Source organism: Paenibacillus sp. LRG-1 (assembly GCF_057220305.1).
Genome location: NZ_CM170126.1, coordinates 2,845,219 through 2,862,509, shown reverse-complemented (window position 1 = coordinate 2,862,509; position 17,291 = coordinate 2,845,219). Strand labels below are relative to the sequence as shown.

Below are 17,291 nucleotides of genomic sequence, written 5' to 3'. Positions count from 1 at the left end.
CCTCCTCGTACGAATCGTTATAGATTCTCATAAAACTGCTTCATGTCTTCAAACTCATCTAGATCCAAACCACGTGCTCCCACATCCGATGGTGTTAGTTGCCGTCCGGATTGGTCCAGACAATGCTGAATAATGCCCGACAAATGATGTTCAAAACGCAAGAGAAGCATTCGGATAGTATCTGCTTCATACGCGTGACGGTTATAAAGCATGCAGATGGAAAGCTTACCGTCTTTCATCCACCCATCCAGATAGAGGGGATAGGCTAAATCTGAAATGCTACAATTCTGGCCGGACCCTAATTCAACATCCATAGGCGATGTATGAAAGTGAGAGGAACTGACCGATTCAGAATGAATCAAGCGGAAGCCAATTTCCGGGTAATACTTAGCATTAAGTTCCGATCTACCGGAGGTTGCAGAACCATATTTTAGTAATCCATATCCTAAACCCTGGTTGGGTACTTGCCGGACCGTCTCCTTTACGTTTCTGAGCAAAAGAGAACGGTCTCCCCCAGGCTCCATATCCAGGACAAGCGGATATATGGAACCGAATTGACCTATGGTTCTTGAAAGGTCCGGTTTGTCCGAAGTCACAGTTTGTTGCTCCCGATCATAATGTTCAAATCCAATGGAAATCTTAGACTGTCCGGACCATTCCACTATAGTCAGTCCCAATGCAGCAAGCAGTAACTCAGCGGTCACTGTATTATAGGTTTGGTTAGCCCGTGTCAACAGCTGGCTTGTTTCCTCGTCCGAAAGCTGTATGATGCAATGTTCTACTGGACGAAGTGTTTCGGAATGTGCAGATGTCTTATGGTCCTTCGGTATAAATTCGCCATCGAAATTAACCTTATCCAGCCAGTAGAGTTTCTCTTTGGCCAGCTTTTTGCTGTCTGCATAGTCTTCTAGCCACCGCATCCAGGAGCGGTAAGAATCTGTTTTGTCAGGAAGCACTATCGGTTCCCCGTTGAGAGCTTGTTCATAGGCAGTTGTGAAATCCTCAAGCAGGATACGCCAAGATGTGGGATCAGCCACTAGCGGATCTACAGAAAGGAAGAACTGGTCGGAGCCCGACATCCGGAATAAGCCTGCGCGTACTCTGGGTCCCTCAAACATTCCATAACTATTTTGAATCTGGAAGCATTCGCTCTGTAATTGCTTGCTAGCTTCATGGTCATCATCTACTAGAGAGAACACATCAAGTGTGAACAATTCTTCATTTTCATCTCGGTATACAAGGATTGACGGTTCGTCGATCGACGCCTGACCAAGCCGTAATCCCTCGTGATGAGTAGTTAATGTTTGCAGCACAGACCGTAACAGGTCCTCATCGAAGTCCGGGTTGCCTGCAAATAGCATGGATGTTGCCGTCCGCAAGGTGTAAAATGTGCCCAGTTCATTCAACTGCCGCTGAATCGATGTTATTGGAATCTCTCCATGTATCGAATTCTGGTCTGTGTAGCGGAACAAAGTTGTCACAAGCTTGCTGAGATCCTCAATGAACGGGTGCTCCATCAAAAGAGAAATGTCAAGGGAATAACCATGCTGACGCAGACGTGAAGCAACCTGAACGGCCTTAATAGAATCGCCGCCGAGCAGAAAAAAGTGATCTCGAATGCCTATGTGATCACATCCCAAAACGTCTTGCCATACCATGACCAACGCCTTTTCCACATCATTTCTCGGAGCAACATAATCCGTTTGTAAAGGGTCATGTCGGTCCGGCTCAGGTAACGCTTTTCGGTCCGTTTTTCCATTGGCTGTAAGAGGAAGCTGCTGCATTGGCACCACATATGCTGGAATCATATAAAACGGCAGCTTTTGCTTGAGCGCATTCTGCACGTCCAGCGGACTTAATGGCTCAGAAGCCACAAAGTATGCACACAAATCCTTGTAGCCGTCTTTGTTCTCCCGCGCTACGACTACTGCTGATTGGATTCCGTCTATAGAGAGCAACTGCGCTTCAATCTCGCCCAGTTCAATACGATATCCTCTCACTTTTACCTGTTGATCGATCCGACCCAGATACTCAATGTTGCCATCAGGCATCCAACGCGCCAAATCTCCTGTGCGGTACATCCGCTCATAATCCTCCGCTCCGCTGTTAAACGGATTGGCAGCGAACTTCTCCTTGGTCAATTCCGGTCTATTAAGATAGCCACGGGCTACTCCTATACCACTGATACAAAGTTCTCCCACCACTCCAATCGGCTGCAATCGCTCCGTACCTTCCTGTACAACATACAATTGAATATTATCAATCGGTTTACCGATCGGGATCACCGAGTGCTCTTCCACAGGCTCGCATTCAAAGAATGAAACGTCTACAGTAGCTTCTGTTGGACCATACAAGTTAATTAGTTTTGCGCTTCCAATCCCTGACATAATTCGATAGAAACGCGCCACCTGCTGAGGAGGCAATGCTTCACCGCTGGCAAATACATGTTTTAACGTTTTCAATTGTGCTTGCACCGTTTCCCTTGGTTGCTGCTCCAGATATTCCAGAAAAATATGCAGCATCGCGGGTACAAAATGAAGGGTGCTCACCTTGTCTTCATTAATCGTGTTCAGGATCTGTTCGGGAGACTTTTCTCCGCCGATTGGCAACAAGCTTACTTTTGAGCCCACCATCGACCACCAGAACAACTCCCATACGGATACGTCAAAAGTAAAGGCAGTTTTTTGCAAAATCGTATCTTCTTCGCTCAGCCCATATCTATTGTGCATCCAGCAGAGCCGATTCACGACTGAGCGGTGCTCAACAATAACCCCTTTCGGTTTCCCTGTGGAACCGGATGTGTAGATGATATAGGCCGCATGGTTTGGTTCTGCTAAAGGCGCAAGGTTGGAGGCATCTTCATGCCAGCTACTCATGCAGTCGGTCGTAGGCTCCGTCGATCTGGACGTTTGAGAAACCATGATCGTGGAAGCATAATCCAACACCATTACCTTGCAGTCCGCATATTGCTTCAGCTGTTCTGCAAACTGTGGTTGTGTCAGCACCAATTGTGTTCTCGAATCTTCAAGCATATATTGAATTCTTTCCTGTGGGTATCCCGGATCAATGGGTACATAAGCTCCACCTGCTTTTAGAATTGCATAGATGCCAATCATCATCTCAGGTGAACGCTGAGCGATAATCCCCACCGGCTGATCCGGTCCCACTCCATCCGCTCGCAGCGTTCGCGCTAAACGATTCGCCAGCTCATTCAACTCTTGGTAAGTCATACACTTATCTCCAAATATGATTGCCATGTCATCTGGAGTCCTGCTAACCTGCTGCTCAAACCTTCCGTGAATCGTTGCATCCTGCGGAAAATAGGCAGAGGTGTTGTTGAACTCATATAGTAATAAGTGCTTATCTTCTTCTGTCAGCATATCCATGTCAGCCAAGCGAATTCCGACATCTTGAGTTACGATTTCCAACACTTTTATATAATGGAGGGCAAATCGCTCAATCGTCTCCAACTTAAATAGGCTGGTCGCATACTCCCAGGTTAAAGTTAACTGGTCTTGAGTTTCCGTTACATGTAATGAAAGATCGAACTTCGATACACCTAAATTAAACTCATTCGGTTGCAAACGAAATCCGCCGAGTTCAATGACCTCTGTTCCCTTATTTTGCAGACTGAACATCGTATCAAAGATGGGATTGCGGCTTACATCGCGTACTCGATCCAGTTTGTCGACCAGTTGGTCAAATGGATATTCCTGGTGCTCCAACGCAAGCAGAGTGTTATGTTTGACGTCCTCCAGAAAAGCACTGAATGGCTGGGATGCCAGCGGTCGATTACGGAGAACTAAAGTATTCACAAATATGCCGATCATTGCTTCCGTATCCGCATGCCCTCTACCCGCTGCCGGTGTACCTACGAGGAAGTCCTCTTGCCCCGAGTATTTGCTTAACAGCACATTATAAGCTGCCAAAAGCACCATAAAGAGCGTTGCTCCCGTGTCTCTTGTCAATTGATTAAGTCTATCCGTCAGCTTGGATTGCATAATGAAGGTAAGGCTGTCCCCTGCGAAGCTCTGACTTGACGGACGAGCAAAGTCAGTTGGCAGGTCCAATACAGGGAGCTCGCCATCCAACGTGTCTAACCAAAATGCTTCATCCTTTGCTTGACTGTCTCCGGCATAATGTTGTTTTTGCCAAACGACATAGTCTTTGTAGTGAACGTCAACGGGGACAAGTGGCATACCCTGATACCGTGTGCTGATCTCATCCATTAATACTGCCATCGAGAAGCCGTCTGAAATGATATGGTGCATATCGATCAGCAACATAAACTGGTCACGATGGATTGCGAACAGCTCAGCACGAATTAAAGGAGCCTTACTCAGGTCAAATGGTTGAATAAACAGTTCACGGGCGTGATTAACATCCTCTTCAGAAATTGGAGTAACAGGAATGTCCAGTGAAAGCATATCCTGTACCTTCTGCACGGTTTCCCCGTCTACTATCTCAAAATACGTCCGAAAGGATTCATGCCGTGAAAAAACCTCCTTCACGGCATCAATGAACCTGGAAACGTGTAACTCTCCCTCTATATGCAGTTGACCTGATACATGATACGCTGCACCTCCACCCAGTTGATCCAGCACATACATTCTTTTTTGAGCGGGAGATACCGGATAAAAGGGCTGTAAATCTGCCCGAACAAGCGGCTCAAACTTTCGCTTTTGTCCTCCTTTTACATGTGCAGCCAGTTGTGCAATCGTTTGCAAATGTAAAATTTGTACCAGCGGAATATATACTTCGAATTCCTTGTTAATTCTGCTTAGAAGAACAGTCGCTTTTAAAGAGTCTCCACCCATTTGAAAAAAATTATCGTTGTATCCGATATCAGATACATTTAAAACTTCCTTACATATAGATATCAGTTTGTCCTCAGTCATATTGCCGTCAGAAACCTGCTTCTGCGAGTCCTCTATCTTGATATCTTCTGGTTTCGGCAATAATTGAAAATCCGGCTTCCCATCAGCCAAAAGAGGGATGCTATCCATCAGAACCCAAAAGCGAGGTTGCCCATAATCAGGAAGTATTGAGCTAACACTCTCTTGCAGCTTCGCTATATCCCACGAATTAGAATTATTGTCCACTATATAAGCCACTAGATACGAAGAGTTACTGCTCTCACCGTCTTTTCGTGCCGTCAAAACACAGGCATCCAAATCCAGTGCTTGCAAAAGATGTTTCTCTATCTGCTCAAGATTTACTTGATGCCCGCGAATAAGAACATCTCGGCTGGCTGCACCGATATGTCGAATTCTCCCTCCAACCTCGACATAAGCCCATTCCAGCGTAGTTCCCAGTAAACCAGCGGATGTGGCCAAATATACTTGTCCGATGGTACCCGTAGGAGACGGATGTTTATATTTGTCCAGGACACAAGGATAATTCCCTTTAGAATCCGCGTATGTCGCCCACACTTCCAGAAGCCGCTCCCTTTCCGTACTTCGAAGCAAAGACAGTGCAGATACACGCATTCCGTCTTCCTGCACAATCGAGCTCAGCAGATGTACAAAGTATTGCGCCCATACTTCCATAGTGTCTTGTTGAAAAAGACTCGCAGCATAGTCAAAATCAAGCCGCAACTGCTGACCAGACTCCGTAACATTCAGAAACAACTCATATTGACAGGACAATATTTCATGCTCCAACAATTCTGTTTCCAGTCCGTAATAGTGAAACTCTGGAATCGGCCTATCCATATTGAACAACACTTTAAGGACGGGCAAATGGCTTAATCCTATCTGGGCAAGTCCGGCAAAGCTGTATTTCTGATAAGCATCCAGCATATGCATTACTCGCTTGACCGTCTGTGTGAATTCCGTGAACGTTGCTCCAGAGTCTACCTCACAAATCACTGGAAGCAAGTTAACGCAGTTGCCAATTAGCGGGGACACACCCATATGAGATTGCCCTGCGGTTGGAATACCTACCATTATTTGATTTTGGCCTGTCAGTCTGTGCAAGAAAAGCTGAAAAACAGACAATAAAGTCACAAATAAGCTGTTGCCAAGCCGAATACTGACTGATTTCAGTTGCTTCACCAGAGGCGCATCCACCACAATGGTGTGCCGTGCTCCGCGCGAAGAAGGAAAACTGATGTTGCGTTGGATAGACGGCAAGTCAAGGGCGGGCAATGGCTTCGCAAGTACATCTGACCAAAAGGCAAGGGCAGCCGCTCCACCTGCCTCTAACTGGTTTTGCTGCCATGCTGCGAAATCTCGGAACGGGACAGGATCGGGAAGCGTGCAGTGTTCCCCCCGTACACAAGCGGAATAAAATCGTTCCAATTCATAGAAAAACACACCTATGGACCAGCCATCTGCAATCAGATGATGAAATGTAAATGCAGCGATGTGCTTCTCATTCGACGTTTTTAAAAGCTGGATACGGAATAAAGGTTCCCCCGCACTTATTGGGAATACGGTCTCCCTGTCCTTATCCATCCAAGCACGGATATCATGTTTCTGTTCCTCTACAGAAAGACTGCTGATATCATGTAGCGGAATGCTGACAGCCATTGCCGGGGCGATGATCTGCGTTTCTCCGTCCTCCCCCATAAAGGTGCGTAAGGCTTCGTGGCGTTTAACGATGCGATGGACAGCCTCATTAAATTCCTTAACATGTAGCGGACCCCGGAAACGCAGTAAAACAGTCTCATGAAGCGACTGCGATTCCTTTGAATCCGAGACTGAGGCGAACCATAATTGCTTCTGATCCGGAGTCAGCTTAATCGTCGATTCCTTAAGGTTTGCAGTTGCAGTTTCAGGAAAAAAAGCCTTATTTAGATCGTTCTCATGAGGGTGCAGATCCGGCAGAAATCCTCCTTTGCGCAGCTCATTAACGCTCTCTTTAATTGCCTGTACAATCCGCTCTATATCTTCCGAAGTATGAGCCGTTGACAAAAAACAGTTCCGGCCTTCCCATATATAAATTCCTTTATCCAGCATGTGATAGAAGAATAGTTCCAAGTCACCTTTAAGGACGAAACGGAACAAGGAACCGAAGTAAACGACCTTTATAGGTATCTGTTCCTCCGTAAAATAGTGATTCAGTTCTGCTGCGAACGCCTTCGTACGACTATTTAGCTCGTTATGCAATTGCCCCCTGTCCTTCTCCAACTGCTCTAGTACGGCTAGGGAAGCTGCCATAGCCAGGGGGTGATGGCAAAAAGTTCCCGCTACAAACGTCCGCTGTTGCTCATGCGGTGGATAAGAGTCATCTCCGAAGTTCCACATTCCTCCATCAATTCCATCCATGAACGATGCTTTCCCTGCCACGATACCGATGGGAAGACCGCCGCCAATGATTTTACCGTAAGTTACAAGGTCGGCTTCAATGCCGTACCACGCCTGCGCACCCCCCGGCTGAATACGGAAGCCCGTAATTACCTCATCAAAAATGAACGCGGCCCCGGATTGCTCCGTAATCTGGCGTACTTCCTTCAGAAAAGCTGCGGGCTGGAAATCAGGGCGACGACTCTGCACTGGCTCTATGAGAACAGCAGCCAGTTCATGGGCATTGGAGCGGATATATTGGAGTGACTCGTCCGTTCCATAGCTGAGCACAACGACATCGTCCACCATGTGCTGTAGTACACCAGGTGCGAGAGGAGTGGAATGTTGTTCCCTGCCATCCGTTGTTCCGCCCAATGCCAATACTCCGTCAAAGGTACCGTGATAGGAACCAGAAAAAATCACCACTTTTTCCCGCCCGGTGGCAGCCCGTGCTAACCGAAGGGCAACCATAATCGCCTCTGTCCCCGAGTTATATAGCGCAATTCGTTCCATGCCTGTCATTTGGCAAATTTTTTCGGCAATCTGCCCGGCCATATTGGACATCGGTCCAAGGCACATTCCGTTATGTATTTCCTTTTCTATCGATTCACGAATAAAGGATGGGTTGTGACCAAACAAATTGACCCCAAACCCCATCGTCAAATCAATATATTCATTACCATCCAGATCCCAAATTTTAGAACCCTCTGCACGCTGGGATATAATCTGATACACCATTTCCTTGTGAGCAAGCCTAAATCCGGCCACATTCCGGTTATTGGCGTATACAGACCTGTATTGCTGAGTATACTCTTTGGTCTTTCGTGTGCGCATCGTGTAATGTTCAATCAACTTTTGCAGATGCTTTTCCTGCCTAAGTGAAAGTGAATTATGGGCTTGTACATTTATTTTTTGATAGGGAACAAATGCTTTCGATTTTTTTCTGTCTGGCAAAACAGCTGACACGGAAGCCTGTACGGGGGAAACAGAAGTAACTGTGGCAGCTACCTCCTTCATCGCGGATGTCTGAGGTTCGACAGCAGTTTGTAGTGAAAGCGATTCAGGCATTGCCACTGGTGCAAGCCGAGATTGACACAGTATTTCCATCTGCTGCGACATGAGTTGAAGTTGCATTTCTAAAATTCGTTCTCTCCCCGCAAATACATCCTTATTTGATAGCTTGCTTTCTTGTGGTGCGGGGCCTTCTATAGGGATAGTAGATTTTTGACTCCAGCCCGACAAAACGGAAGGTACCGAAGAAGTGATACTAGACGACACAGCCAGCTGATGCTCCTCCGAATTCTGGAACAATTCTTCAGAGGTCGAGGCTATCCTATCAGCAATATAGTTTGTCAGCAACTCCAGCGTAGTCAGTGATTCAAAAAACTCGTTCATCGGGATATCCAAGCCAAACGTACTTTTAATGCTGTGTCTAACCTGAGACAGAAGAATAGAGTCTAAACCAAGTTCTAAAAAATGTTTTTGCGGCTCTAATTCGTCTGGACTGAGTTGGGATACACTTTCGATTATTTTTGACAGTTTATTAGTAATCGTAGATTTTTGGGGATTGGAAGCAGATTCCGTCGAAAAATACTCATTCACCATCTTTTCAGACTCCTTTACTATGGGGTATTCAAGGAATTAATTTTATCCTTTCCAACTGTGACGCTAGCCTAAAAAGCACGATATAACCTAGCTAGGGGTACAAGATAAAGTTCTCATAGGAAGGTAAATATGAACGGTCCACTGTATAAGGAACCATCCTTATACTAATAAAATATAATTATCCATCTGGTAAAACGAGGATCTAATTTGTTTTATTAAACCATTAATGGCTAAATTCTTTTATTCAACTTATTATGCAGGATATAGTTTTTTTCCAGTATTGATTCTTAAAAACTCAAATATTTTCTTTTACTCGCTGACATGCGTCCTCATAAAGTTTAAAAGTTATGATACTCAAAGCTTAAATTAAAGACTCAATTTAAAAGTAAATGTTAGAATTCATCATCTAATTTATGACAATTTGATTCGATGAAGCTATACGCATTGTAAGAATTCACGATGACGAATAAAGTTATGTCTGCGCTAGTAAGCTTGAATATGGTTGCTCTTCCCTTTGCGAGCGATTACAACCACTTGCAAAATATGACCTTTGTTGACTCCTGTCGATTCAGCGCAGCCTCACGGCCCACTTTCGATTTTCTTCCTCTCCGACTGGCTTTTTCATAACTGATGCCCACACTACTAAAAATGCCAAGTCCTAAGAATAGAACCTGACATTTTATCAAATTTGGAGCGTAAAGACGCCGAAAGGCACTTTCTCAATTTTTCGGTAAAATCAATACTGGATTGGACAGTTCAGTTAACGTCTCACATTAATATACGTTAGCGTATCAAGATGGAAGTCACTTCGTTTCTTGACATTAAGCGAACCAGAACTGCCTTTGATCCGGGGTTAGTGGGATGACCGTTTCATCCACGTCCACTGTCGATACTTCTGAAGGGTCGGCCATAGACACACTTTGCTTACCTGGACCTGGGCCTTTCCCGTTCGGGGTCAGATCAGGCAAGAATCCCCCTTTACGCAGCTCATCCACACTGTCCTTGACAGCTTGTATGATCCGCGCAATATCTTCCTCTGTATGAGCGGTCGACAAGAAGCAGTTCCGCCCTTCCCAGATGTAAATACCCTTTTCCAGCATGTGATAGAAGAAAAGCTCCAGATCACCCTTGAGTACGAAGCGAAATAGTGAACCAAAGTGAACAATCTTCATGGGTATCTGCTCATGGGTAAAGTAACTATTTAACTCTGCTGCCAACGCTGAAGTACGGCTGTTCAACTGATTTTGCAGCTGTTCGCCGTGGTTTTCCAAATAATTCAACACTGCTAGGGATGCCGCCATCGCCAGCGGATGATGACAGAACGTACCGGCTACAAATGTTCGCCGATGCTCATTCTGAGGATAGGAACCATCTCCGAAGCTCCAGGTGCCACCGTCAATCCCATCCATAAAGTCGGCTTTCCCTGCTACGATACCGATTGGCATCCCTCCGCCAATAACTTTACCGTAGGTCACAAGGTCAGCTTGTACCCCAAACCACGCTTGAGCGCCTCCCGGTTGAATTCGGAAGCCTGTAATCACTTCATCAAAAATAAAAGCTGTACCGGATCGCTCCGTGATTTGGCGAACCTCCTGCAAAAAGACCTTCGGCTGAAAATCGGGACGACGGCTTTGCACTGGTTCCACAAGCACAGCAGCCAGCTCATGCCCATGTGTGCGTATATAATCCAGCGATTCGTCCGTTCCATAGTTAAGTACAACGATATCGTCCACCATGTGCCGCAAAATGCCAGGCGCAAGAGGTGTGGAATGCTCCTTATTGTTGCCAGCGCTACCCAACGCAAGCACCCCATCATACGTACCGTGATAGGAGCCGGCAAAAATGGCTACTTTGGCTCGCCCGGTGCCAGCACGCGCCAAACGGAGGGCAACCATAACCGCCTCGGTGCCGGAATTGTACAAAGCGATCCGTTCTACACCGGTCAGCTTGCAAATCTTCTCGGCGACTTGTCCTGCCATGTTGGACATAGGTCCGATACACATGCCGTTCTTTAGCTCTGCCTCAATTTTTTCACGAATAAAGGCTGGATTGTGTCCAAACAGATTAACACCAAAGCCCATGGTCAAATCTACATATTCATTCCCATCCAAATCCCAAATTTTGGACCCATCTGCACGTTGAGAAACAATTTGATAGACCATTTCCTTCAAAATAGGCCGGAATCCGGCTACATTACGGTTATTCGCGTAGACAGACCGATACTGCTGAGTGTACTGCTTGGTGCTTCGCGTCCGAGCAGTATAGCGCTCAATCAGCTCTTGCAGATGTTGTTCTTGGCGGTGTGAAAGCAATTCATGGGCTTTGACCTCCAGCTTTTTATAAGGCGTAAAGGGTTTTGCTTCATGGCCTGCCTTTTTCGGAACAGCTAGTACCGGTGGAACTGTCGCTAATGCAGTTGCGACCTCCTGTTTGGTTTCAAAGCTCTCTGCGCTTCCTCTATTTGCTGACGACAAATCCCTTTCTGGTTGAAATGATTGGGAAACGGATGTCGGAGGAGTTGGTTGAGTTCGGAGCACATCAAGCTGCTGTGACATCACGTGCAGCTGCTGCTGCAAAATCTGCTCGATACCAGCAGAAGTCGCTATAACTGATGTGCTTTGAAATGGGTCTTGCCCGGACGTGACTATTCCATGAGGCGATGTACCAATTGCGCTGGAATCCTGCCCTGTCCAGGTTGATACTGTAGTAGCATCTACCCGATTAAGGGGTATTTTCGGTTGGATTTCCACAGCACCAACTGCTGCCTCGTCAGAAACGGAAATACTCACCTGTTCTGCGACGTAGCTAGTCAACAGTTCGAGCGTGGTCAGCGATTCAAAAAATTCATTCATTGGGACATCCAAGTCGAATGTATCCTTGATGCTGTGGCGGACCTGGGACAAATTAATGGAGTCCAGCCCTAGTTCTAGAAAATGTGTTTGCGGTTCCAGTTCCTCAAGACTAAGTTGTGACACATTACCGATCATTTTCGCTAGCTTTTGTTGAATGGAAGATTTATGCTGCTCAGTAAACGACGCTGAAGTCGAATACTCATTCCCCATATTTTCAGACTCCCTTACTATTGGTTTTTTATAAACGGGTGCAGTCTGCTCCGCTCGAACCTGTTCTGGAACATGAATCCAGCACCTTTTCCTTTCAAACGGATACGTAGGCAGAGAAATCCTTTTGTACGGGTGACCTGCGTATAGCGTGTCCCAATCTATTTGTGCGCCCTGTACGTACTTCACTGCTACTTGCTCTAGTGCTTGCAAAGTGTCCGAGCTTCCGACGGCTGTTTCTGTACCACTACTGCTATCTACTTTTCCAATGTATACACCTTCAATGGCCTTGCCCTGTTCATAAAGCTGAAGTAATTTCGCTTTCAGAGCCTCCGCTCCTTCGGCTATCACAGCCACTCGGTATGTTAAGTGGCTTCTGCCCGTGTTAGCCGTATAGCAGACATCCTCCATCGGCAATTCTTCCTCACGTTCAAAGCGATCCACGTACCGTGCAATCAACTCACTTAAAGCTCCTTCAGTTCGCGCCGACAGTGTCAGCAGCAATGGCGATGATCCATTTTTTCGGTCGGTGGTTTCTTGGTCCGCACTCTTTTTCGCTATATATTCTTCCAGCACCACGTGACAGTTTGTCCCGCTGAAGCCAAAGGAACTCACCCCGCATCTTCTCGGGAATCCGTCTGTCTTCCATTCCCTCAGTCTAGTGTTGGCATACACCGGAGATTCTTCAAAATGGATGTTCCGGTTGGGTGTGCGAAAATGAACGAGCGGTGCAATCTGCTGATGTTTCATTGACAGCACGCATTTGATCAATCCCGCAATCCCAGCAGCTTCGTATAAATGCCCAATATTCGTTTTGACCGTGCTTATCGCCACAAACTGCTTGCGCTGTGTAAATCTGCGGAAAGCCTGGGTAATGCCCTTAATCTCAACGGGATCGCCCAGCTTGGTGCCGGTACCGTGAGCTTCAATATAACTCACTGTCTCAGGATCAATCCGTGCATCACGCCACGCCTGCGAAATGACTTCTGATTGAGCCAGCGCATTAGGCGCAGAAATTCCAATCGTACTGCCGTCCTGATTAATTGCACTTCCTTTAATCACACCCAGAATGTGATCTCCGTCTTTTTCCGCTTGGCGGAGCGGCTTTAAGAGAACGGCTCCAACGCCTTCGCCCCAGCCTGTGCCGTCCGACTGATCGTCGAATGCTCGTGCCCGGTCATCGGAGGATTCCATGCCAATGCCAGCTTTCAACGGCAGCAAAATGGTCTTCACTCCACCGGCCAAAGCCATCTCACAGTCTCCATTCAAAATCGACTTACACGCCAGATGTACCGCTACGAGTGACGAGGAGCATGCCGTATCAATGGTCAGTGCTGGGCCTTTTAAATCAAGCAAATACGCAATCCGACTGGAGATAACGGACGGAAGATTGCCTATGCCAAAGTTTGGAAGCGCTCCTGGCTCCACTTCGGACAACAATCGTTCATATTCAAAGCTGGTTTTGGAGAATCCAACATACACCCCCACCTTTTTCCCCGACAGCTGTTTTCCTCCATAGCCTGCATCCTCAATCGTGCTCCAAGCAGTTTGCAGAAATAAACGTTGATTCGGGTCCATCAGAGAAGCTTCACGTGGAGTCAGCTTGAAGAAGGTGTAGTCAAATTTATCCACTTCGTCCAGATAGCCACCTTCGGCGATTTGCATGTTTCGGCCTTCCATATTCAGACGGGAAATAAAAGCTTCGGCATCCTTTTTTCTTTCATTGCTATATGGACTGATATGATCTGTACCGGAAGCTACATTCGCCCAAAACTGCTCCAGTGTATCCGCATGAGGAAACTTACCGGACATGCCAATGATAGCAATATCCAGGTCCTCTATCTCCTCTTTGGATTCCAATTGCGGTGCTGTGTTCACCTTATGACCTAAGCCCTGACTGGATATATATCCAGCTAGCTTGGCGATAGTCGGATAAGAGAAAAAGTCCGTTACCTCAATATGAATCCCGAGTTGTTCCTCTAATTGGTCCACGATCTGAACGAGTTGTAAGGATGTTACGCCGATATCAAAGTAGCTATCTTCCTTCCCAATTGACTCTACATTTAAAATAGCTTGGCAAATCCCAATCAGTTTTTGCTCGATCTCACCTTGAGGTACAGGGGCATCGTTCGCTTCCTGTATATTTCGAGCGGCCTCGGTTAGGGATGCCAAAACTACATCAAATTCTCCCTGCTCGTAGCTCTGAGCCAGCTTGTAGCGCTGAACCTTTCCACTAGTAGTTTTGGGAATACGGCGAATTGGAACTACATCTTGAATATGCCATCCTCCCCGATAATTCAAATGGCTTTTCAGCCTTTGGACTGTTGGCAAAAATAACTCTATTTTTTTCGTGTGCATCACAAAAACAACAATACGATCCTGTCTAGTTTGTGCATCATGTACACCGCAGACAGCTACTTTCCCCAGATCCACCCCGTCCAGTTCCTCTGCAATCCTTTCGATATCATGCGGATAAATGTTCTGGCCGTTCACGAAAATAATATCCTTAGCTCTGCCTGTAATCACCAGTCGTCCGTTTCTCATAAAACCCAAATCTCCGGTAATGAGCCAGCCATCCTCTGTCTTGACCTTTGCGGTAGCCTCGGGATTGTTATAGTACCCGGCAGTCACATTTTTGCCGCAAATTTGGGTGTATCCGATTACATCGTCCTTTAGTACCTGATTTTGCTCATCACAAATGCGAACAGAGGTGCTGGCCATGGGGTAGCCCAAATCCGCAAACGTAAGACAACGCTTATCGGATGAATCTACTTCTTCTATAGGTTCACCTACATGTAGCTGCTGCCGATTTAAATGAATAGTAACAAAATTATCTTTATCCAAAGGTGGAGTGGAGACACCCACGCTGGCCTCTGCCAAGCCGTATACAGGATACATGATATTTTTTTTTAATCCATGTACACTCATGGCTTCCATAAATACATGGCAAAGCTCCACCGATATGGGCTCAGCCCCATTTAAAATCATGCGAACACTTGACAAATCCCAGTTATCCGCTGTTTTGGATTTATATTGATCAAGGAAAAATTTATAACCGAAGTTAGGAGAACAGATTTGAGCCACCTTATGCTCCGACACCTTTTTTAGCCATAATGAAGGACGTCTTATAAAAAGAGCTGTTGGCATAATGAGCTGCTTGGCATGGGCGATGATACAGGTTAAATGAAAAGCGATCAATCCCAAATCATGTGTGAGTGGCATCCAGCCCAGATACGCATCACTAGAAGTCATTCCCGTTTGACTGGCGATATCCCGAATATTGTATACGAGATTCTCATGCGTCAGCATGACTCCCTTGGGATCACCTGTCGAACCAGAGGAAAATTGAATAAACGCCAAATCCTCCGGTCTGGATTGATGAATGGTCCCTTTGTTCTGATCGGAATAATCAAAATCATGGCTAGAAAAGGTCGCTTCTTTCACAGAATCAAAGAAATCCAGCATCTCATGCTGATGAGAATACTTTTCTAACTGCTCTAATACTTTATGATCCGCAATCATGTAAGGGCAAGTAAGGGTACTCCAGATTTTAAATAGCTTCATTTTATGTTCATCATTATTCCCGATACTTACAGGTACGGGGACGATTCCGCCGAGCAGACAGCCCCAAAACACATTCACAAAGGTATGATTGTCTTCAATTTGCATAATTAGCTTATTGCCAGGCTGTACTCCTTTTTCCTGCAATTGATGAAGTACCTGCAGTGCTTGCTCCAGAAGCTGACTGTAGCTTACATACTCCTCCTGTGTATCACCCGAAATGAAAATAATTCCATTTCCAGCTCTACTGGCTCGGTCCTGAATGATTTCAATTAAAGTTTGAAACTGCTCCATCCTGATCCCTCCTCAAAAGGTCTAAAACTTCCTCCTGCTCTCCTGCAGATACTTGTTTGGTTTGCAATATCAGGCGAATACACTCCAGCGCTTCGCGTCTTAGTTCATAAGCAGAAGAAGATTTGTCCGATTCTATGCTTTTGAGTAACTCCTCCAACCTGTGAATAGGTAAAATAACCCCCTTTTGATACTCATCCTCATTCCAATTGGCATTGGGTGTAGACACCGCCACCGCCAGCGGTTTGACCAACCAATCACGGATCGAAAAACGACGTTCCAGCTCAATCCGATCCAAGTCTCTGTCCAAGGAAAGCACCTCAAAAGCGATGTTTGTTTCCTTTGCCAAGTTTTTCAGCACCGTTCGCGGTCCTAATTCAATTCCCTGCTTCACCCCATGTTTCTCCATATACTGCATCGTTTGTATCCACCGCACTGGATGGATCATTTGCAAATGCAAACCTTGACGAATGCTGTTGGCATCCGTATATGGCAGTGCTGTAACATTAGAAATGACAGGCCACAGCGGTTCATGAAACGTATATTTTTGCAATTCCAATGCTAATCGGTCAGCAGCATGCTGCATAAGCGGGCTGTGAAAAGGGCCGCTTACCTGCAAACGGGTAATTTGGAACCCACGTTGCTCTAATTGTCCCGCCACCGCAGCAACAGAGGCATGATGACCAGAAACGACGTATTGATAGGAGGAGTTATAACAAGCGATGGAAATAGGCTGACTGGTTACGTCATAGTGATCGCACAGCTCTTCTAGCAGATTTAAATCAGCCCCTCGAACAGCAATCATGCAACCCACTCCGGCCTCTGAAGCTTCTTCCATAAAGCGTCCCCGTTCTTGTACCACCCGCAAAGCATCGCCAAACGATAAGACTCCGCTGCTTACCAATGCAGAATACTCACCCAAACTATGCCCTGCAGAAAATTCGGGAATAATCCCAACATCGTGCATGTAACGTCTGAATGCGATTACACTAATTGTGAGTAGTGCAGGCTGGGTGTAGGATGTTCTGGATAATTGGGAGATGGGTCCTTTCATACATAAAGTTTTCAAATCATACCCCAAAATATCAGCAGCCTCTTCAAAAATGTGACCTGCCTCTGAAAAACCGTCATGCCATGCCGCTCCCATCCCGACATACTGAGATCCTTGTCCCGAAAAAAGCAAAGTCATGCGATTCATGTCCAACCCCTTTCCTCACCATAAAAAAGCGGTAAAACAAATGTTTTATGGGATTCAGATGTTCACATTCCTATGTATTTAAGATAGATACAGCAAAAACAACAAAATGTCTTGCCACAAACAAACAGTAATCGACATGTTAAAGTAAATCGTTTTTGAGTTTCATGATGTAATCAGAAATAAAAGTGTGTAAGTAGACTTGGAAGTGTAAAAAAATGGAGTGTGCTGGAAGTTCAGAGTTGATACTTAGAAACTTCAGCATCATAGATGAGTGTAAGACATAGGATA

At 46.0% G+C, this 17,291-nt stretch carries 3 protein-coding genes; all 3 read right to left on the bottom strand.

Going from position 1 to position 17,291, the window contains the following annotated elements:
* Positions 1 to 17 precede the first annotated feature (17 nt).
* The 3 genes from ACUUJN_RS12650 to fabD all read right to left on the bottom strand — a co-directional run bounded on the left by ACUUJN_RS12650 (position 18) and on the right by fabD (position 17,003).
* Positions 18 to 8,891, bottom strand: a complete 8,874-nt coding sequence (locus ACUUJN_RS12650) for an amino acid adenylation domain-containing protein (RefSeq protein WP_484669750.1) — start codon at positions 8,889 to 8,891, stop codon at positions 18 to 20.
* An 824-nt stretch (positions 8,892 to 9,715) separates the two neighbouring features.
* Positions 9,716 to 15,808 carry an aminotransferase class III-fold pyridoxal phosphate-dependent enzyme gene (locus tag ACUUJN_RS12645; protein ID WP_484669693.1) on the bottom strand — a complete coding sequence of 2,031 codons (6,093 nt, stop codon included), beginning with the start codon at positions 15,806 to 15,808 and terminating at the stop codon, positions 9,716 to 9,718.
* Complete coding sequence (fabD, locus tag ACUUJN_RS12640) at positions 15,783 to 17,003, bottom strand: ACP S-malonyltransferase (RefSeq protein WP_484669692.1); 1,221 nt, start codon at positions 17,001 to 17,003, stop codon at positions 15,783 to 15,785. The genes ACUUJN_RS12645 and fabD overlap by 26 nt, the downstream gene beginning before the upstream one ends.
* Positions 17,004 to 17,291 lie beyond the last annotated feature (288 nt).

Excerpts from the sequence above, each read along its gene's own strand:
- ACUUJN_RS12645 (WP_484669693.1), bottom strand. The coding sequence starts at position 15,808 with ATGGAGCAGTTTCAAACTTTAATTGAAATCATTCAGGACCGAGCCAGT.
- fabD (WP_484669692.1), bottom strand. The coding sequence starts at position 17,003 with ATGAATCGCATGACTTTGCTTTTTTCGGGACAAGGATCTCAGTATGTC.